Raw genomic sequence first — 21,410 nt, 5'->3', positions numbered from 1 at the left:
TCTATTGATACTTATTTAAAGGCTTTTCAGCAACGTTAATGCAGTGTTTTAAAGCATCTTTCATCGTTGATGAATAGCAAAATTTATTATTTTTCAAAATGACCCTATTAATCATCCACTGATACACTAACTCATCATGTAAACCTTTGCTATTAAGGATTAGTACTTCTCCTAATTTATCAATATCATCAAGGATACTAGAAAAGACAGTTCCCAATTTGTTAAAATCTACGTTCCAAGTTTCATCAGAGTTTTGTGTTAAAACCGATTTTTCAATATATTGATTCCATAGGTAAGCTCCTATCCAAGTATCATTATCGTTATTTAATTTTCCATTTCTAGGATTATCTTTAAATCCAAACCTTCCGAACCAAAACAAACGTTGTAAAAAAATAAAATATTGAAGCTCTCGAAATTCAGGTAAAAAGTTAACTAAGAGAGTATCTGTAGCTAACTCTCCTAATACATCGGTATGAAATTTATTAATTGATATTCTAGAATCAACAGTAGAAGAAACTTTCCAATAACCACACCGGTGTCCAATTTCATGAAATACAGAGGCCAAATAGATAGTTTTTTCTAGCATTGGCCGTAAGGTTGCATAAAGTTCAAACTGTGAATCTTTATCAAACACTCTACGCATACATGGGAAAATAATTTCATCAAATACAGAAACCCACATATCAATAAATTCAAAACCAAAATAATCTTCTAAATTATCTGTTTTTAACCCCAAGACTTCAGGGAAAAACATGAAAATGTTTTCACAGTTAGTTGCTGCTTGACCTGTAACATTAATAAACCTTGTTGCAAAGTGTGCTGGCCAATCTAAAGAAGCCAACCTATAATCATATTTCTTATAACGTTGCATAACTTGTTGAAATTTCACCCTTGAGTTTAACCAATGAACCACCTCTTCTTCTAACGCTACCTCTCTGAGAAGGTAACCAGTAACTCTACCTGGCTCTCCTTTAGTAAAATAAAAGTTAGCATCAAAAGGAATAACTTTCTGTTTTCTCTGTATCGCCTCATAAAATGAATCCAAAGTATTTTTAGCAAGTAGTTGTTTTTCTTTTGTTAAAGTTTGCATTAATATTCCTCTTATTGGTTAATATAACCTAAGTTAGTATGTAATACTGCTCCATTTACAATAGGTGTCTCGACACAATATGTAATAAAATTTGCTATTTCTTTAGGATCAATAATCCGCTTCATCGCAACATTTTCTATGGCTTGATCTATATGTCTACCCCCTTCTCTTAAATGCTGTTGCAAAGTCTCAGTATTAGTAAATCCAGGGCAAATACAACAAGTATGGATACCCTTCTTACTTAAATCTTGACAAGTTGATCTCATTAATCCAACGCTTGCATGTTTAGTAATAACGTAAGGCAAACAATTAGGCACTGCCATTTCGGAGAGTGTTGAACCCACATAAAGAATACTAGAGCCAGGAAGCATAAATGGAATAATAATTTGATTGATAAATATAGGTGCAGTAATATTAACTTGCCAAGCCTGTTTAAGTTCCTGACTGGAAACATTTAAAGTTGTGCCAGAAAAGTAAGCACAAGCATTATGTACAATGCAAACTTTCTTTCTATCTTTTAGATAAGGAGCCAAGCTTAACGATAAAATTTCTTTAAGATCATCTCTACTTAAATCTGCTTCACAATTAATTACTCCCGGTAATTCACAAAATGTTCTAGATAAATTCATTACTTGCCAACCTTGATGAAGTAATTGATTAACTACCTCCTTACCGATACCCTTACTACCACCCGTTACAATTGCTAACTTACTCATCAGTTAAACTCCTTTAGCAAAACCGTTGCACTAGCATATTGACCAGGCGCTGTAGCAATTTTTATTGTAAGAATTTCGGCATCTTCTAAACCATAAAAGTCTTTATTGGAAGCGATTGTCTTTACAAACCATTGTGCCAATCCTTCAGTGGTAATATTTTTAATAGGCAACAACAAAACATCTTCTTCTGGAAGTACAAATTTAGTTTTATCAAACTTTATCATATAACAACGATGTTGTTTTTCTATTTTTAAATAAGGCGACTTACTAGGCATAAGACAACGTTCATTTAGTGAGTAACATAAGTTTAAAATCTCCTTTCGACAAATAGTATAGTCAAATGATAAATTATTACCTATAACAGGAGCCGTTATGATTGCATAAACTTGAAAATTATGTCCATGTAAGCACTCTCGCTGCGTTTCAGAAAAAATAGTAAAATGGGCTGCCGAAAATTTCATATCCTCGCGAAATAACTCAATAACAGTAGAAAGACTATTCAAATTTATTACCTCCAGACATTAATTGATTCTTCATTTCAAAACTTTCAGAAGTAAATTGTGTTAAGGTTACTTTAACTTGACATGACTTTAGTACCGGTGAATGAGTACCTCCACATGGAATGACCCATAACCAGCCTGCTTGATTACACCTGATGGCTCTTATTTTAATACCTCCATCAAAAAGCAATTCTTCATTAATTTGATCAAAAGCAACTATCAAACATTCTGTAATAGTAAATTTTTTATCTCCTAAGATTAATTCTCCGCTATCAGCTGAGTGATCTGGCCATAAGTGATCAACTGGATGAAAAGGAGAAATATCTGTGACAACTGCTACTATACCATTAAGAAGATTTTTTATGACAATCACTGTTGCTTCCTCATTTATGTAATCAGCTGGAAAAGTCACTATAGCATCTTGCTTAAGCACACGTTTCATTAAATATCCTGTAATACTTATTAAATTTATTAGTAATTATTATTGCAAATATTAACGTTCTCTAAGTTATATGTATGCTTTTTAAAAACATATAAATCTGTTTTTATCGTTCATAGAGACTATTAAACCAAAATAACTAAGATAAAAACACCGTGAAAAACCACATATTTTAAATATTTACAATGAATCTACAATCCAATATTTATCAGCAAAAAAGTCAACAATATCATCGCGAAAGTTTAGATTTAATCTATTTTTAACAGTGTTGAGATTAGTTTCAACAGTTCTTAGAGATTTACACAATATTTGAGCTATTTTTTTATTCGAATATCCTTTTAAAAAATATTTACAAACTTCTAATTCTTTATGTGTTAGGAATACATTCTCTGCAATGTAAATCTTTTTTGGCATTTCAAAACTTTTGCTTTCTTTTTTAACTACCTTAGGGAATTTAAGGTCTGTTTTAATATATTCGACTTCTTTACCTGATATTGATACATACCTTAAATACATGCTTTTAAAGAAAGCTATAAATTGTTTTAAGTAACTAAATTTATTTGTATATAAATTATTGAGTGATATACCTTTTGAAGAAGAAAAAGAAAATACTTCTATAAAATTTTTATTACAAATAAATATGCTACATCCATTCGACATACCGAACTCAAATAACACTTTCATTATTTGATTACTTGGTTCATTAGGCCATAAATATATATGTGGCTTTCCAATAATTTCTTCTTTGATCAGACCTTCAAATAAAATTTTATATTTGATATTATTTCTAAAGCGATATTCTAAAAGCTTTATATTAGTTGCCAAGTTTAAGATACTTCCATTCTTATGGAATTTAATATAATCAAAATTATCGACATATGTGTTCTTACTTAAGTCAGCTATAACATTAAGCATAAAAGTTTTCATACTTTTAGCAAATTCTAGAGCTTCTACATTATCAGGAAAGTAGTTTATCATTTTAAATAAAAACCTCAACGATATATAACCATAAAAGAACTTCATAAATAAGCACAAGGCAGTAAATTTAAAATATATCTTAAAATATATCTAAATACCAATAAGCTCTTTATTGATTAATAATAAAATTAAAACAACTATAAAAACAATATAACATAGAAAAACAAGTAGAGTAAATAATAAATTTAGCTAAATAGTTATTTATTCTAAATAAAAACTTGGCTATTAGGTTTGCCGCACTTTAAAGTGAAATCTGGAAAATACCAGCTTTTTTAAGGCAAATTACATAAGCATTAATATAAATACTAACATAAATATTACGTATGTTTTTTATGAGTATGACAGATGAAATCAAGTAAAAACTTTCTTACTTTGATGTATAATTTTTACCCCAAAACTCCTTAATTTTTTTAAGTTCTGACTCTGAGACTTTAACTTTTCTTTTGCGGAGGAAGATCTGTTGCAGTACCTTCAAAAACTTCTGTAGCCATCATTAAGCTTTCAGATAAAGTTGGATGTGGATGAACTGTAAGAGCGATATCTTCAGCATCACAACCCATCTCAATAGCCAAAGCTGCTTCTGAAATAAGCTCACCAGCATTAGTACCAACGATAGAAGCACCAATAATTCTGTGATTCTCATCAAATAATACTTTTGTCATACCCTCTGATCTACCAATACTTAATGATCGACCACTAGCAGCCCAAGGGAAAACGCCCTTTTCATACTTAATACCTTTAGCTTTAGCTGAAGTTTCAGTCTCACCTACCCAAGCAACTTCTGGATCAGTATAAGCAACAGCTGGAATCACTAAAGGATCAAAACTATGATTTAAGCCAGAAATAACTTCAGCAGCAGTTCTTCCCTCTGGGACAGCTTTATGTGCAAGCATCGGCTGACCAATAATATCACCTATTGCAAAGATGTGTGACACATTTGTACGAAGTTGCTTATCAACGGGAATAAACCCTTTTTCATCAACTCTTACACCAGCTTTTTCGGCATCAATTAGCTTACCATTTGGCTTACGGCCAATAGCCATAAGCACTCTATCATATCTTTCTTCTTTAGCTGAGTGCTGACCTTCCATAGTTACATAGATACCATCTTTACGAGCATCCATAGCTGTGACACCAGTTTTTAGGCGAACTTCATAACGCTTGTTCATCTTCTCATAAGCTTTTACTATATCTTTATCTACACCATTCATAAGCTGATCAGCAAATTCAACTACTGTAATCTTTGTACCAAGTTCAGAGTATACTTGAGCCATCTCAAGACCAATAATTCCACCACCAACTACAAGCATAGTTTCTGGAATCTCTTTCATTTCAAGAGCACCAGTTGAGTCGATAATTCTGTCATCTTTTGGCACAAATGGTAGATTTATCACACTAGATCCAGCAGCGATAATACAATTATCAAAAGTTATTTTAGTTACTTTACCGTCAGCACTCTCTACAGCAAGCTCTTTGTCAGATACAAATTTACCGTAACCTTGTACGATCTTAACTTTTCTCATCTGAGCCATGCCTTTAAGACCGCTGGTAAGCTTACTAACAACATCATTCTTATATTTAAGAATTTTATCTTTATTAATTTTGATATCACCCATTTCAAGGATGCCATCAGCTGCTAGATGTCTAGCTTCATTGATAACTTTTACAATATGTAGTAATGCTTTGGATGGAATACAACCAACGTTTAGACACACTCCACCAATATTCTCATATCTTTCTATTAAAGTAACTTCTAATCCTAAATCAGCCGCTCTAAAAGCTGCACTATATCCACCAGGACCACTACCTAACACTACAACCTGTGTTTTAATATCACTCATTTTAAAACTCCGCTTACATTATGATTTCACGTAAATCAGATAATATCTGACAATACCTAGTTAAGAACTTCGCAGCTAACGCACCATCTATCACTCTATGATCTGTAGATAAAGACAGTGGGAGCATAGTTCTTGGGGTGAATTCTTTACCATTCCAAACTGGTTTCACTGCAGTTTTTGACACACCCATAATTGCTACTTCCGGCATATTAATAATTGGTGTAAATGCTGTAGTACCTAGTACTCCAATACTTGAGATAGTAAATGTAGCGCCAGCCATGTCTTTTGCACCTAACTTACCATCACGAGCCTTACCTGCTAACTCCATGATATCTTTTGATATTTCAATAATACCTTTTTTATCAGCATCTTTAATTACAGGAACCATAAGACCAACAGGAGTGTCAGCAGCAAAACCTATATTATAATACTTTTTAACAATCAGACTCTCACCATCATTAGATAGAGAACTATTGAACCTTGGGAACTCTTGCAATGCAACTGCAGCTGCTTTAACCAAGAATGACAAAGGAGTAATTTTCACACCTTTCTTTTCAGCAAATGCTTTTTTAGCATTTCTAAACTCCTCAAGATCTGTAACATCTGCATCATCATAAAAAGTAACATGAGGAATTTTGACCCAGTTTCTATGTAGATTTTTTGAGCTAATTTTATTAATTCTTGATAAGGCTAACGTTTCAATCTCACCAAACTTAGCAAAATCAACTACTGGATCATCTAGAAGATCTAAACCACTGCCACTAGCTGCAACCTTACCAGATTGAACCTGACTAACAGCATTTTTAATATAGTTATAACAGTCTTCTTTTGTAACTCTACCTTTACGACCTGTAGCTTTTACTTTACTTAGATCCACATTTAATATTCTTGCTAGCTTTCTAACAGCTGGTGAAGCATGAGCACTAGAATTATCTACAGCATACTCATTTACCGAACTTAATGCTGGTGCTGTAGCAGCTTGCTGTTTAGGCGCCTCTTGTTTAGCAGCTGCAGGTTGTGAACTAGCTTGTGCTGGAGCTGAACCTTCTGTTTTAACTTTAAGTATCAAACTGCCTTGTGACACCTTTTCACCAACTTTTGTTAAAACTTCAACAACTTCACCTGCTACTGAAGATGGTACCTCCATACTAGCTTTATCTGTTTCTAATGTGATTAGAGAGTCTTCTTTTTCAATTTTATCACCAACCTTCACAGATACCTCTATGACATCAACCTCACTATAGTCACCAATATCTGGTACTTTTACATCTATAACTTCTGAAGATGCTTGGGAAGCTCTAGACTGTGGCTTAGATACCTCATCAGAGGCAGACTGTATGGATTCTTGTTGTTGTTTTGAATCTTGAGCCTTTTCGTCACCTGCAACTTCTACTTCCATAATTGCAGAGCCTTGTGAAACTTTATCACCAGCTTTTACAGTTAATTTAACTATCTTACCAGCTACTGGAGAAGGCACTTCCATACTAGCCTTATCTGTTTCTAATGTAATTAAAGAATCTTCTTTAGCAATAACATCACCCTCAGAAACATTAACTTCAATCACATCAACTTCACTATAATCACCAATATCTGGTACTTTAATTACCTCTATAGACATTAATATCTCCTTACCAATTAGCTGTATAATGGAGCTACACGCTCTGGATCTATATTATATTTTTTAATAGCTTCTTTTACTTCACTTACTTTAACTTTACCATCTAAAGATAAAGCATAAAGTGCTGCCACTACAACATGATATCTATCTACTTCAAAGAAACTTCTTAGCGCCGCTCTAGTATCTGATCTACCAAAACCATCTGTACCTAAGTTAACAAATGTATGAGGTATAAATTCTCTTAACTGATCTGTATAAAGCTTAATATAGTCAGTAGATGCTATCACAGGACCTTGCTCATTTTTAAAGCATTTTTCTATATAGCTTTCTTTTTTCTTAGCTGTTGGATGAAGCATATTTGTTCTAGCTACATTTTTAGCCTCTCTATAAAGCTCATTTGCACTAGTCATACTCCAAATATTTGAGCTAATATCATACTCATCTTTAAGCATCTTAGCTGCTGCTTCAACTTCTCTTAGAATAGAACCAGAACCCATTAATTGAACATGATTTTTAGCAGGCTTATTATCTTCTAGCTTATATAAACCTTTGATAATACCATCTTCACAACCTTCTGGCATAGCTCTATGAGAATAATTCTCATTCATAACCGTGATGTAATAATAAACTTTATCACCATCAACATACATTCTCTTCATACCTTCATGCAATATAACAGCGAGCTCGTAAGCGTAAGTTGGATCATAAGACACACAATTTGGTATTAATCCAGCTTGGATATGGCTATGACCATCTTCATGCTGTAGACCTTCGCCATTTAAAGTTGTACGACCAGATGTGCCACCTATAACAAAACCTTTTGCCATAGAGTCACCAGCTGCCCATGCCAAGTCTCCAAATCTTTGGAAACCAAACATAGAATAGTAAATCATAAATGGAACCATTGGCACCTTATGAACACTATAAGAAGTTGCTGCTGCTATCCATGAGCAAAAACCTCCCTGTTCATTAATACCTTCTTGTAAAATCTGACCATCTACAGATTCTTTGTAGAACATAACTTGTTGCTTGTCTTCTGGAACATATTGTTGACCTTTAGGATTATAAATACCTAGCTGTCTAAATAATCCTTCCATGCCAAAAGTACGTGATTCATCAACTGTAATTGGTACAAGATACTTACCTAATTTTTTGTCTTTTGCTAACGTTGACAAAATTCTTACAAAAGCTGTAGTCGTTGAAAACTCTCTATCACCACTATCATCTAAAAGATTTTTAGCAAAATCTGTGTAGTGAGGTATTTCTAATGCTTGATTGTTCTCAAGCCTAGCAGGCATATAACCACCTAAGTCTTTTCTCTTAGAATGAAGATATTTCATTTCTGGAGAATTTTCATCTAGTTTAATAAGCTTATAATTTTCAACATCTTCTTTTTTAGCAGGAACATCAAATCTATTTCTAATATAATCTAACGCTTCTGTATCAAGTTTTTTAACGTTATGAGCGATATTTTTAGACTCTCCCCACTCACCTAAGCCATAACCTTTAACAGTCATTGGTAATATAAGAGTTGGGCGTCCATTTGCATTTTCTGTAGCTTTTTTATAAGCAGCGTAGATTTTAAGCGGATCATGACCACCGCGACGAAGTGCTGCCAAATCAGCATCTGACATGTCTTTTGCTAGAGCTTCTAAGTCTTCATCACCACTAAATACCACTTTACGACACTCTGCTCCACCGTGAGCTTTAATAGTGTGGAATTGACCATCATTTAGTGAACTTAATCTTTCTTGTAATTTTTTACCTGCTTTTGGATCATTTAGTAATTTGTCCCAATCACTACTCCATAGTACTTTGATGACATTCCAGCCTGCACCCATAAATACATCTGCTAGCTCTTCGACAATGTTGCCATTACCATTTACAAGACCATCTAACCTTTGTAAGTTACAATTAACCACAAAAATTAAATTATCTAAACCTTCACGACCTGCTCTAGTAATGGAGCCGATTGATTCTGGCTCATCCATTTCACCATCACCACAAAATGCCCAAACTCTACGATCAGAAGTTTTAGCTAGTCCTCTTGCCTCTAGATATTTCATAAATCTAGCCTGATAAATAGCTTGCAAAGGCCCAAGTCCCATAGAAACTGTAGGAAACTGCCAATATGTAGGTTGTAGATAAGGATGCGGATAAGAAGAAACAGCCATTTCACCATTAAAAGCTTGTTTTCTGAAGTTATCTAATTGCTCAGATGAAATTCTACCCTCTAGAAAAGAACGAGCATAAACTATTGGAGAAAGGTGTCCTTGGTAAAAAATTAAATCACCTGCATGGTTTTCATTTGGAGCTTTCCAAAAATGGTTAAAACCGACTTCATACAGAGTCATAGCCCCTGCACCTGTACCTATATGACCACCAATTGATCCGTCTTTTTTATTAGCATGTGCTACGATAACAGTTGAGTTCCATCTGTTTACCGCTTCAATTTTCTTCTCTAACTCTATATCTCCCGGGTAGCTAGGCTGATTACTAACATCTATAGAGTTAATGTATTTCTTAACTTTAGCTGTTGCATAAGCACTCTCTACACCAAGCTCAGCTCCTTTAACTAGAAGCTGGTCAAATAGGAATCTGGCTCTATCAACACCTTCTCTTTTAACAACATCCTCGAACGCTTCAAGCCATTCTTGAGTTTCTAAAACATCAATATCTTTAGTGAAATCCGACATCCTTTTCCTCCGAATTAATCGAATATTATGAAATTAAAATATATACCCAGCTGATTATAAGTCAATAACAATACAACATCAACCAGTAACGATCTTTACGATAGTTAATATTTCTCTAAAACCTTACTAATAACACTCATAAATTTAGTCCTGATGCACTCTAAATCTTTTTGACTATCAGCCTCAAACCTTAAAACTAAACAAGGGGTCGTATTTGATGCCCTAACAAGCGCCCAACCATTTTCAAACTCAACTCTTACACCATCTATCGAAATAATATTTGCATCTGGAAATTCTTTTTTACATGATTGTAAAATAACCTCTATTATTTCAAATTTAGTATCTTCTGTAACATCTATATTTATCTCTGGAGTAGCTACGCTTTGAGGAATTTCTGCAAATATCTCATCTAAAGTTTTATTAGTCTTAGAGAGAATATTTAAAAGCCTAACGCCAGTATATAAACCATCATCAAACCCTGGCCACCTATCGTTAAAGAATATATGACCGCTCATCTCACCAGCTAAATCCACAGGCTCTTGTTTCATCTTTTTCTTAATTAATGCATGGCCAGTTTTATACATAGTTGCCTTACCACCCAGACTTTTAACAAAATTATCTAAGTTTTTGGTGGATTTAACATCATAAAGAATATGAGCTCCTGGCTTATTGCTAAGCACATCTTTTGCATAAAGCATAAGTTGTCTATCAGCTGCTATGATATCGCCACTATTAGTAACTAAACCAAGCCTATCACCATCACCATCAAAAGCAAGACCAACATCTGCTTTTAATTCTTTTACTCTAACAATAAGATCTTGTAAATTCTTAAGTTTACTTGGATCTGGATGATGATTAGGAAAATTACCATCAACTTCACAATACATTTTAATAACATCGCAGCCTAATTTTTCAAATAATTCTGGAGCTATGTTACCTGCTATACCATTACCAGCGTCTATAACTACCTTAAGCTTTTTATCAAGAGTCTCTTTCTCTAAAATAAAACTTATATATTCTTGTGAAATATCTTTCTTAGTGGATATTCCCTCACCTTGAGAAAAAATATTTTTTCTTATTAAGTTCTCTATTCCTAATATTTCCTCATTCGCTAATGTGTTATCAGCCAAAGTCATTTTCAAACCATTATAATCTGCTGGATTATGACTACCTGTCAGCATAATGCCTGTGCCATTGGTTAACTTTTTAGCAGCAAAATATAAAACTGGAGTTGGTACTGCGCCAATATTAATGACATCACAACCACTTGCCAAAATACCATTTTCTAAAGCAGCTAATAAACTAGGTCCAGATAAACGCCCATCTCTAGCAATAGCAACTTGGTTTTGGTTTAACTCTCGTGCTTTTGTTCCAAATGCTAAACCTATATTAAAAACAACATCCTCATTAAGATCAGTTGGAACGACACCTCTAATATCATATGCCCTATATATATATTTAGACATATTTTGCACATTTTTATACATCAAAACTCCTTTATAACAGATAATCGATATTATCCTCATTATCAAAAACATCTAAAATAGAGTCAAAACCAAGAGAAAAACAAATAACCTTAAAAGTCTCTGCTAGTTTATCACCCAGTAAAAGCTCCTTTAGGTCCCTATTATATATTAGTTGATCCTTTTGATCTAAGCTTTGAAACAAATTAGTAAACACTTTATCTATACCTGCTCTTTTTAAAAAATTAGCTTGATTCATATAACCATCTAACTCAAAGCCAACTTCTGTAGCTGCCTCAGCAACTGTTGTAAAATCAACATGCGAAGTTATATCTTGCAAACCTACATTTATAAATGGATCAAAGTTAACTTGATGCTTATGGTAACAAGCCAAAGTTCCCATACTACGTGCTGGAGTATAATATAATTTTCTATGGTATCCATAATCACATAAAAATATCACTGCTTGATCTAAGCTATCTTTTAGAGACTTAACCCAAGGACGTATCCAAGTGTTTAGCTCACTAATATATCCATCTTCAAAACTTATATTATCAGATAGTATTCTTTGGGCTTCATATTCGAAAAGTGGATCATTGTTCTGCAAATCTATAAGTTCAAATTTATCTACCTTTAAAGTTACTCCCTGCTGAATAAGGCTATTATTTTTTGTTTTGAAAATATCTACTGGCATAGCATCTAAAACTTCATTGGCAAAAACTATAGCTTTTTGCTTCTGCTTAGGAAGTTCTTCTAACCATACCAATCTTTCAAAAAGATGGGGAACGCTTTGTTTAATATGCTCTTGTTGTCTAAATTTAAGATTTGCACTTAGCTCTATTATAAAATATTTCTCAGGAAGAACACCTAGTCTATTTAGCTCATCCATACAATCAGCCGCAAACTTACCTGTTCCTGCTCCAAATTCTATAATGTTACACCCTTGCTCAAATTCAGAAAATATTATTGCAAATTGATTTGCAAAAGTTCGTGCAAATAAAGATGTTTGTGAGGCTGCTGTGATAAAATCACCTTGTTTTGATATCTTATCCCTAAAGCTAGAGTAATACCCGTAATTTGGATAATACAAAGCTAATTGCATATACTCCCTAAAACTGATGCTATCCCCTTGAGATTTTATTTTTGTTATAATTGTTTCCTCAATTTGCATCACTAATTGATCTATTTCTTTAAATAAACATATTGTATGGCGAAACTATCTTTTAATCAAAAAATATATGACATTAACAAAAAAAAATATTAAAATCTTCTTTTAAAATAATTTCTTAGTTTGAAAATAATGACAAATATCGACACATATCCTATAGGTATAACTGGTGGAATAGCTAGCGGAAAATCCACCGCTACAAAGATTTTAAAAGAAAGGCTTAATATAAACGTAGTTTGTGCTGACACAATAAGTAGAGAAATAACGAGAAAACCCTCTGTAATTAAAAATATAGCTGAAAAGTTTGGTAATGATATAATCACGAATAAACAAATTAATAGGGCTATGCTTAGAGCCATCATTACCGAATCAAAAGAAGCTAAAAAATGGTTAGAAGATTTTTTACACCCTGTAATTAATAGGGAAATAAAAAAACAAGTCAAAGAATCTCCAACGGCTTTAACTATAGTTGACATACCCCTACTTGGTCCATATAACATTCGCCATTATGACTATTTAAAAAAAGTTATAGTAATAAAAGCAGACCTTGAAACAAGAATAAAAAGACTAATGGAACGTGATGGTAAAGATAGACAACAAGCTGTAGCTTTTATAAACTTACAAATATCTGATCAAGAAAGAGAAAAAATAGCTGATTATGTTGTAGACAACTCAAGCTTAAATGATCTAGAACTTGAAAATAGGCTTACAAAGGTTATAAATGATATAACAACGCTTGACTAGACAAAACCAAAAGATTATAATAGCCAACAATTATTTGCACCCATAGCTCAACTGGATAGAGTACTCGGCTACGAACCGAGCGGTTGGAGGTTCGAGTCCTTCTGGGTGCGCCATTTAGAATAACTTTGCGGGAATAGCTCAGTGGTAGAGCACAACCTTGCCAAGGTTGGGGTCGCGAGTTCGAGCCTCGTTTCCCGCTCCAGAACTCTCTTAATTTTATTCATCCAGACACTTATTTACTAGTGCTTGATATGTTAAAATCATATAACAATTTATAACCCTTAAGTTTAATCAGTTTTTATGTGTTTTATTGAAAAATTTATTTAACGAAACATTTGAATTAAACAAAATAAAATTGTATTTTATATTAAAAATACCCGTGACTTAAAAAGAGTAATAAATCTATGGCAAAGAAAATTATTTTAACAGGAATAACACCGTCTGGGACACCTCATTTAGGTAACTATATAGGCGCTATTAAACCTGCGATTGAGCTATCTCACAATGATGAATATAAATGTTTATACTTTATCGCAGACCAGCATTCACTAGTCAAACTGTGGGATAAAAAACTTAGACAACAATATATCAAAGAAATAGCTTCTACCTGGCTGGCGCTCGGGCTTGATACAGATAAAACCACCTTTTATCGTCAATCCGACATTCCTGAGATTATGGAACTAAACTGGATTGTCGCGACAACTACCGCTAAAGGACTACTTAACCGTGCTCATGCATATAAAGCATTAGTTGATCAAAATATCCAAGAAGAAAATAATGACCCAGATAAAGGTATCACTATGGGGTTATTTAACTACCCTGTTCTTATGTCTGCAGATATTTTGATGTTTGATGCTGACCTAGTTCCAGTTGGAAAAGACCAAATCCAGCATTTAGAAATAGCTAGAGACATAGCAAATCGTTTTAATCATATATACAAAAGCTCTTGTCTTAAAGCTCCTCAAGCTTTAACAAATGAAAATACACAAACAATTTTAGGCTTAGATGGCCGCAAAATGTCAAAAAGCTACGACAATACCATCCCTATTTTTTCAACAGAAAAACAATTAAGAAAGCAGATAATGAAAATTATCACAAATTCACAAGCTCCTGAAGAAAAGAAAGATCCTGATAATTGTACTATTTTTGCTATCTATAAAAGTATAGCTGATATTGATGAAACCAAGACTCTTAAAGAAAAATATCTAGCTGGTGGTCTTGGATGGGGTGATGCTAAGCAAACCCTTTTTGAAAAAGTAAACCAACATCTTTTATCAGCACGTGAGAAATATGAATACTTTATAAACAATCCTAAGATAGTTGATGAAATACTTGCTAAAGGAGCAACAAAAGCACGTTCTTATGCTATAAAAAAACTTTTGGATATTAAAGATGCTATTGGAATGTAAGTAAAAATGAATAAGGTTAGAAATATAGTTATAGCAAATTATAGTATTCATTCTTTAGCTCTTATTATTTGGGCAAAACAAAACTTATTAAATGACTTTTGTATACTATCAGTTGATACTGGTTTTGCCTCAAATAATTGGAATAAATATTTAGAACGTGTATTTAGCTGGCTAGAGAAACAAGATATTAACTATTTTCATCTAAAAGCAGAGCATTCTTTTTCAGAACTTGTTAATGCTCGTAGGCAATTTCCTTCTCAACAATTTAGCTGGTGTGCAGGTTTTTTAAAAGGGATCACCTTACTAAACAAGATTGATACACTTGACCCAAATGCTGAAGCTACAATTTTACTTAGCCACCGTAAGGATTTATCTAAAGTCTCCCAACTTTTAAAAAATATTGATGAAGAAGAAAAATATGATTATAGAAAATTAGAATACCCTCTTTTAGATAAAACTTTTGAAGATATAGCTCATCTTATTAAAGACTTACCTTTTAAACCAGCAAATCATAGCTTTGAGTGCCATCCATGTATCCATATGACACAAGGAGAGTTTAAAAATATTTCTTCAGAAGATATAAAAAAAGTAATATCATTAGAAAAGCAGATTAATGCTTGTATGTTTTTGGGTCAACCTTTTGATAGTTTAAAGGATGGGCTTTTTAGTAACAAAGATATTTTACAGGAGCTCTCAAAAGCTTGTAGTTGGGAGTACAGCTGTGGTTTATAAGGGATATTATATATGAATGAATATTTTTTATTTAGTTTACTAACTGTAGTAGCTGCTATGATGAGTTACATAAACACTAAATTTCTCAAGCTGCCTAAAGCTATAGGTTTGACCATCCTTTCAATAACTTTTTCAGCAGTTTGTGCGTCTTTTTTGAATGAAAATAACTTTTTAGTGGTCGCTTTATCTAGCTTTGATTTTCAAACTGCCGTTTTAGACGGGATGCTTTCTTTTTTACTTTTTGCAAATGCTTTGCATTTTAACATGATTGATCTAAAAAAAGAGTTAAAAGCTATTTTTGGATTAGCTAGTATAGGATTACTTCTATCAGCATTTACTACTGCTGTTTTAATATATGGTTTTTGTAAATTAGTCGGCTTTGAGCTTAGTTTTGGATACTGTTTAGTCTTTGGAGCATTAATATCGCCAACAGATCCTATAGCTGTAATCAGCACATTAGCTGGAAATAAAACCATACCAAACTATATAAAAACCCGGGTTGTTGGCGAGTCATTGTTTAACGATGCTACAGGTATAGTTTTATTTGTAATCTTATCAAATATAGTTTTCTTTGGTAGTGGTGGAGAATTTGGAAACACTATAGATAGCAATGTTGATTATCTTTGGCTCATAACTAAACAGATATCTATAGAAGCTGGTGGCGGAATTGTTCTAGGCTATATCTTTGCAAAAATAGCTTTAGTCTTTCTGAAAACCAATAAAGATGCTGAAACATCTATTTTTGTAACACTAGCTATTGCAAGTATGGGTTATCTAATAGCACATAGTTTGCATGTTTCTGGACCTATTGCCATGGTTGTAGCTGGTCTTTTTATTGGTAATAATCTATCGGATAACAAAAAATCTTGTCCTGATCAAGTTAAAAAAGTAGACAATTTTTGGATGATTATTGACAACATGCTTAACTCCTTTTTATTTATTCTAATAGGATTAGAACTTACTAGTATAACCTTTAACTATACTGCTCTTTGGATTGGAGTAGCTGGAATATTTATAGTCACTTTTGCAAGGTTTATTAGTATTTCAATACCAATTACTGCTATCGATAAAAAGCTAACTAAAGCTTCAACAAAAGATAATATACTAGTTGCCTGGTCAGGAGTTAGAGGTGGAATATCTTTAGCATTAGCACTATCGCTTCCTGACGAGGGGCATCTTATTGTTAGCATAACATATATAGTGGTTATCCTTTCTATACTAGCTCAAGGATCTACCTTAAAAATTGTGTTAAATATGATTTATCCACCTAAGGTTATCAAGCGTGCTGCCAATGATGAAATAGAAATAAGGAAAGCTTAAAAAACTTTTTTCATACCATTATTTCTCTCTATCTGGTTCTATTAAAAACTCTAATAATTATTTTGTAATCTAGAATTATTAGCCCCACTTGGAGTATACATACTCATGCCTATGGTTGAAGACATCAGATTATGATACTGAAAGTTACGACCATAAAAATCATAGTAATTATCTGTAAACTCTTCAGGAAATGAACCTCTCAAGGTATCTTGGTTACCTTGGTTACTATAATTATTACTTCTATAAGACCCTCTAATGTTATCTAAATATACTGTTTTAGAATAATTCTTTAATTCTGTAGTATTAACGACTGTAGTAGGCTCTGATGAAAGATTCATCTCTTTAGAACCTTTGAACCTAGTGTTAGAAAAGGTAGCTACACCATCGTCTGTGCCTTCATAAACATTAGCATATAATATAGATACTGGAATCAGAGCAAATGCAAAAAACGGCCATACTTTCATTTTTTATCTCTTTATAAAATTATTGTTATTCTTTAATATTGCCAAAGCCTGATCATAATCACAATCATTTAGTATCATCGCTAGAGCTATTTTGACTGATTTGTTTGCTTTTGTATAAAATGTTTCAGCGATACTATAGTCAACACCTGCAGCCTCACAAATTATTAGTTTTGCTCTTTCAACTAGTTTTTCATTAGTTGGATTAACATCTATCATAAGATTTTGGTAAACCTTACCTATAGATACCATAGACAAGGTTGATATCATATTCAAAATTAATTTTTGGGTTGTACCTGCTTTTAATCTAGTTGAGCCTGTTAAAATTTCCGGCCCAGGTACAGCTTCTATGCTATAGTTTGCATAATTTGAAATTTTTGCTTTCTTCGTACAACTAATTGCTACTGTTTCAGCTTTGACTAGCGTTGCATATTCAAGTGCTCCTATAACATATGGCGTTCTACCACTAGCTGCAATACCTATAACTATATCCCTTTCGTTTAAATCTATTTTCTTTAGGTCTTGATGTGCTAACTGTGGATCATCTTCAGCACCTTCTTGGGCCTCGATAAAAGCTTTCTTACCACCTGCCATAAGTCCAACAATTGTATTATAGTCAACACTGAAAGTTGGTGGGCATTCAACAGCATCTAAAATACCTAAGCGACCACTTGTACCTGCTCCAACATATACAATTCTGCCATTATTTTTAAGTACTTGAGAGCTTCGAGTTACAACTTCTACTATACTGTCATATTGCTCATTTAATGCTTCAATGACATTATATTCTTCATTTATCATTAAAGTTACTGCATCAGCGATAGACATTGTATCTAAATTAAAACTTTTGGTATTTCTTAGTTCAGTATTTATATTTTCCAATATATTCATAATGTTATTTGCTTAACCACCCCCAATGGATAAAAATACTTACTATCTAAATAGACTGGTGCTGGTGTAGGTTCTTCTCCAGAACTATCACCTTGGTCTTGTCGATTATTTGATTGGCTACTTTTAATATCTATTTTATTATCATTACTTTTTTTAAATCTATCTTCAATTTCATTTTTATCTTTTGGTTCAGGCTCATCACCGAGCTTATCTTGGATTTCTTCAACTTTAGCATCTAGAGCTTTAGATTGTATATAAATCTTATTAATAGTATTCTTAACAGCTTCTAAATCAGCCAAAATTTGAGGTTCCTTGCCACTTGATTCTATTTCTTGCAAAGTATCAAAGTTATCATTCATTTGACTTACTTTTGTTTTAGTAAAAACAAATAGGTAACCAAACTTAGGTATAACCTGTTCTATGACATCTTTATTCTGACTATCACTATCATCCTTAGAAGAGTAGAGATTAAAAACGTCACTCTCATCATCCACAGATTTTAATTCTTTTTCTAAACCATTAACGCCAAAATCTAACGATACAAAACCACCTAAACCTTTTTTGTACTCATAGCGATGTAGTTTATCTGGCTCAAAAGTCACTATAAACAGAGAGTCTTCTGATTTAGATATAATAACTGGGTTACCAAAACTTTCTCCATCAATATAAGTGTCTAAACTTTTACCAACTCTATGATCGCCATTATAATTAAAATCACTTACACCAGTAAGATTCTTACTTTGGTTGTTTGGGTGGAATATAAAAGCCATTTTTGCATCAAGATTATTAGCAAAATCTGGTACTAAAATTTTTACATTTTCTTCTTTTAATTCTGCTTTTAGATTTAAGTTGTCACCCTGTTTAAGACTATACTGGTTATTAGTAGTTGAATAAGCTGAATAATAAACTTCTAATACTTCTTGATTACCTTTCTTCTGGTCACCCTTTCTTATAAGCAGTATTTGTGGAGGACCATCACTATCTTCAAAATACCATGCAGCATCAAAAATGTTTTCTTTTACAAAAGGTGCCCCTGTCGAGCCGCTTTCTGAGTCTCCAGCAATAACTGGCTGCCATTTGCCTATCTCGTCACCTAATGATTTTGTATCCGGCTCTAAACCTTCGACCTCATCAGCTAATAAATCTTCAAGAGCTACTGTTGTAGTAAAAAGCTTATTTATATCATACATCAATAACATTAACAGCCATTTTCCATTTTCAAGATTCCAGCCAACTTTAATTTTATAGTCTGTACCCATACCTTGTGGAATTGGTACACCAATTTTTGCTTTATTTGTAAATATATTTATCTGTTTATTTTGTTTTTCAATAAAACCAATAAACCCTTTGTATGCATCTTTTAATTGCCCATCACTTGTTAAACGATAATTTCGTGCCTGGTAATCAGTTATTGCAGCAACATCTATCATAGGTACATTAATAGGAACATAATCTGTATTATAATTTTTATATATATTAGCTGATGGCGCGTTATAAATAATTTCTTTGGTTAAATCGACTTTTGAACCGTCATTATACGCTTTATATGTAGCTTTAAAGCTACTGTATTCTTGTGCTTGGAATAATTCAGCGTTACTATTCTTTGGAAAAAAGGTTGAAATATCATCTTCATTAACTGCTATTTCAAAAGTACTATCACCTACTTTAAGTTTACTTGATTTAGAAAAGTCGATATCATCTTTAGCGTTTGCTATATAAGTCTCTCCAAGAACTTTTTCATTACTGTTTTTTATAATACTTTTGGTGGTAAGTAAACCCATTTTGAAAGAATATAATAGCCCTGTAAGCATTACCATGATTACAAAAGAGAATATCAATGCCATAAGTAATACGGACCCTGAATTTTTACTACTTTTTATGTTTTTAAACATTAGACTAATCTCTTTATATATTTTCTAACAAAAATATTTTACTAAAAATTTCACCAGCAACTTTAAAAGATATCTTCAAAGCTGCAATAGAATCACTTTTAACGCTAATAGGCTGTTCCCCTATTTGCTTCCAATTAAGTTGAGCACTGCCTTGATTAATATCGGCATTTAAAACATACTCAATCTTAAGTTCACTAATATCATTTACCAATTCATAAATTTCTGAATCATTGGCATTTTGTTTTACATACTCATACAATGAATAAATTTCTTTGCCTTGTTTATCTTTTTGCCCAGAATCTGCTACAAAAAATATCTCTAAAATATATTTACCTACATAATCACCTGCTTTGAATTTATTTTCCACACGCGAATAAGTTGATACAAAATCACCTGTAACAGACATGGCTTTTACTAAATCACACTCAAAAACATTACATAAAACTAAATAGTTGTTTGTAGAGATATCATTTTCTGGCAAAACCCCTTTTTGAAAATCATTTACTTTAAAGATGTTATTTGACGAGTTAGTTTTTAAAGTTGAGCTTAAACTAGCACGCTGAATAGCTATATAATCTGTATTTAGTTGGATGCAATTAATATTTTGTTGGGCAGCAAAGTTTGATTGAGCATTTACTTTTTCAGCACAAGCTTCTGGATCCAAACTTAGGCTTTCAGGTAAACCTTGAATTTCATTTATTGGACTTTTTCCTATAGTTAAAATTCCAAATTTCCCAAAGATATCTCCAGAATTATCCCCCGAGTTATCCACAAGCTCCTGATACATATCTCCATATTTTGTAACAAAACCAGCTCTTGAAATAGCATTATAGAAAATTTGTTTTGTCATAAGCTGTTTAGAATTAATTTGGTGTTTATTATTAAGCTTATTGTACTGATTTTTCATATCTATATAGATATTTATCGCCATTGTCATAACTATAGCTGCTATAACCATTGAAATCATTAACTCTGGTAAAGTAAATCCAGTGATTTTTCTACTGCTCTTCACCATCATTTTGCTTTATCTCTCTTTGTATAATTTTGACTCTATCTGCTACACCAAGCGTATCATCAAATGCTGCTATATTTACCATTTTATATGTAATTTCAATATTGTTAGTTTTAACTTTTTTAGCATCATCATCAGCTTTTTTAGCCATTCTTTTTATATCTTTTATCCCCAAAGGTTTAAATCTATTCACAGACTTTTCAGTTTCTGGTGGTTTAGTATCATTACTTTGTTCTGTTACAACTGTTTTTTTAAATTCAATACCATCTTTAGTTGCTGAATCATCAAAAAAACCAGTTAATCTATATACACTAACACGGTCATCTAAAATACTTGATATTTCATCACGTTTGTTATCTAAAGCAATATTAACCAAAACACTATTTAGTAGTAAGAAACCTGATGAAAGGACAAATAATAAAATCAATGCTGCCAGCATT

The 21,410-nt window shown here is 32.6% G+C and carries 19 protein-coding genes and 2 tRNA genes; 6 read left to right on the top strand and 15 right to left on the bottom strand.

Translation table 11 applies throughout. The annotated features are described in order from the left end of the window. Position 1 precedes the first annotated feature (1 nt). From SD28_RS03260 to SD28_RS03215, 10 genes are all read right to left on the bottom strand, one after another. Entirely contained in the window at positions 2-1,090 is a 1,089-nt protein-coding gene (locus SD28_RS03260; protein ID WP_039124065.1) for a hypothetical protein, read from the bottom strand. Between the two features lie 11 nt (positions 1,091-1,101). Further along, a complete protein-coding gene (locus SD28_RS03255; protein ID WP_039124063.1) occupies positions 1,102-1,806 on the bottom strand; it encodes an SDR family NAD(P)-dependent oxidoreductase in 705 nt (234 codons plus the stop codon). Continuing rightward, positions 1,806-2,309, bottom strand: coding sequence for a 6-pyruvoyl trahydropterin synthase family protein (locus SD28_RS03250; RefSeq protein WP_052251868.1), 504 nt, complete (start codon positions 2,307-2,309; stop codon positions 1,806-1,808). The genes SD28_RS03255 and SD28_RS03250 overlap by 1 nt, the downstream gene beginning before the upstream one ends. Next, positions 2,302-2,748 carry a hypothetical protein gene (locus tag SD28_RS03245; RefSeq protein WP_039124059.1) on the bottom strand — a complete coding sequence of 149 codons (447 nt, stop codon included), beginning with the start codon at positions 2,746-2,748 and terminating at the stop codon, positions 2,302-2,304. The genes SD28_RS03250 and SD28_RS03245 overlap by 8 nt, the downstream gene beginning before the upstream one ends. A gap of 177 nt (positions 2,749-2,925) precedes the next feature. Continuing rightward, the gene (locus SD28_RS03240) at positions 2,926-3,723 is read right to left on the bottom strand and encodes a helix-turn-helix transcriptional regulator (RefSeq protein ID WP_039124056.1); all 798 of its coding nucleotides are present in this window, start codon (positions 3,721-3,723) and stop codon (positions 2,926-2,928) included. Positions 3,724-4,154: 431 nt separating this feature from the next. Further along, positions 4,155-5,564 (bottom strand): dihydrolipoyl dehydrogenase, encoded by a 1,410-nt coding sequence (gene lpdA, locus SD28_RS03235; protein WP_039124054.1) that lies wholly within the window; start codon positions 5,562-5,564, stop codon positions 4,155-4,157. Positions 5,565-5,577: 13 nt separating this feature from the next. Then, positions 5,578-7,182 (bottom strand): pyruvate dehydrogenase complex dihydrolipoyllysine-residue acetyltransferase, encoded by a 1,605-nt coding sequence (aceF, locus tag SD28_RS03230; RefSeq protein WP_039124051.1) that lies wholly within the window; start codon positions 7,180-7,182, stop codon positions 5,578-5,580. 17 nt (positions 7,183-7,199) lie between these two features. Beyond that, positions 7,200-9,878 carry a pyruvate dehydrogenase (acetyl-transferring), homodimeric type gene (gene aceE, locus SD28_RS03225; protein ID WP_039124048.1) on the bottom strand — a complete coding sequence of 893 codons (2,679 nt, stop codon included), beginning with the start codon at positions 9,876-9,878 and terminating at the stop codon, positions 7,200-7,202. A 104-nt stretch (positions 9,879-9,982) separates the two neighbouring features. After that, positions 9,983-11,365, bottom strand: a complete 1,383-nt coding sequence (locus tag SD28_RS03220) for a phosphomannomutase/phosphoglucomutase (protein ID WP_039124046.1) — start codon at positions 11,363-11,365, stop codon at positions 9,983-9,985. 10 nt (positions 11,366-11,375) lie between these two features. Then, positions 11,376-12,512 carry a class I SAM-dependent methyltransferase gene (locus tag SD28_RS03215; protein ID WP_039124043.1) on the bottom strand — a complete coding sequence of 379 codons (1,137 nt, stop codon included), beginning with the start codon at positions 12,510-12,512 and terminating at the stop codon, positions 11,376-11,378. A gap of 129 nt (positions 12,513-12,641) precedes the next feature. On the opposite strand from SD28_RS03215, the gene coaE reads away from it, so the two are divergent. From coaE to SD28_RS03185, 6 genes are all read left to right on the top strand, one after another. Then, entirely contained in the window at positions 12,642-13,253 is a 612-nt protein-coding gene (gene coaE, locus SD28_RS03210) for a dephospho-CoA kinase (RefSeq protein ID WP_039124041.1), read from the top strand. 36 nt (positions 13,254-13,289) lie between these two features. After that, a tRNA-Arg gene (locus SD28_RS03205) sits at positions 13,290-13,366 on the top strand. Positions 13,367-13,380: 14 nt separating this feature from the next. Beyond that, a tRNA-Gly gene (locus tag SD28_RS03200) sits at positions 13,381-13,455 on the top strand. A gap of 202 nt (positions 13,456-13,657) precedes the next feature. Next, entirely contained in the window at positions 13,658-14,662 is a 1,005-nt protein-coding gene (gene trpS, locus SD28_RS03195) for a tryptophan--tRNA ligase (protein WP_039124039.1), read from the top strand. Positions 14,663-14,668: 6 nt separating this feature from the next. Further along, the gene (locus SD28_RS03190; RefSeq protein ID WP_039124036.1) at positions 14,669-15,394 is read left to right on the top strand and encodes a hypothetical protein; all 726 of its coding nucleotides are present in this window, start codon (positions 14,669-14,671) and stop codon (positions 15,392-15,394) included. A 12-nt stretch (positions 15,395-15,406) separates the two neighbouring features. Further along, positions 15,407-16,714: a cation:proton antiporter gene (locus SD28_RS03185; RefSeq protein ID WP_039124035.1), complete on the top strand. Its 1,308-nt coding sequence runs from the start codon at positions 15,407-15,409 to the stop codon at positions 16,712-16,714. Positions 16,715-16,764: 50 nt separating this feature from the next. Here the strand turns inward: SD28_RS03185 and SD28_RS03180 are convergent, their stop codons facing one another. From SD28_RS03180 to SD28_RS03160, 5 genes are read right to left on the bottom strand one after another with little or no spacing between them, the layout of a single operon-like run. Then, positions 16,765-17,178, bottom strand: coding sequence for a hypothetical protein (locus SD28_RS03180; protein ID WP_039124032.1), 414 nt, complete (start codon positions 17,176-17,178; stop codon positions 16,765-16,767). A gap of 3 nt (positions 17,179-17,181) precedes the next feature. Then, the gene (gene murQ / locus SD28_RS03175) at positions 17,182-18,066 is read right to left on the bottom strand and encodes an N-acetylmuramic acid 6-phosphate etherase (RefSeq protein WP_039124030.1); all 885 of its coding nucleotides are present in this window, start codon (positions 18,064-18,066) and stop codon (positions 17,182-17,184) included. Continuing rightward, positions 18,063-19,958 carry a hypothetical protein gene (locus SD28_RS03170; RefSeq protein WP_039124028.1) on the bottom strand — a complete coding sequence of 632 codons (1,896 nt, stop codon included), beginning with the start codon at positions 19,956-19,958 and terminating at the stop codon, positions 18,063-18,065. The genes murQ and SD28_RS03170 overlap by 4 nt, the downstream gene beginning before the upstream one ends. A 13-nt stretch (positions 19,959-19,971) precedes the next feature. Beyond that, complete coding sequence (locus tag SD28_RS03165; protein ID WP_039124023.1) at positions 19,972-20,976, bottom strand: PilW family protein; 1,005 nt, start codon at positions 20,974-20,976, stop codon at positions 19,972-19,974. Then, positions 20,957-21,409 carry a hypothetical protein gene (locus tag SD28_RS03160; protein WP_052251914.1) on the bottom strand — a complete coding sequence of 151 codons (453 nt, stop codon included), beginning with the start codon at positions 21,407-21,409 and terminating at the stop codon, positions 20,957-20,959. The genes SD28_RS03165 and SD28_RS03160 overlap by 20 nt, the downstream gene beginning before the upstream one ends. Between the last annotated feature and the right edge of the window lies 1 nt (position 21,410).

This window comes from Allofrancisella guangzhouensis (genome assembly GCF_000815225.1).
Lineage (GTDB): Bacteria > Pseudomonadota > Gammaproteobacteria > Francisellales > Francisellaceae > Francisella > Francisella guangzhouensis.
This window is presented reverse-complemented; position numbering and strand designations above follow the sequence as displayed.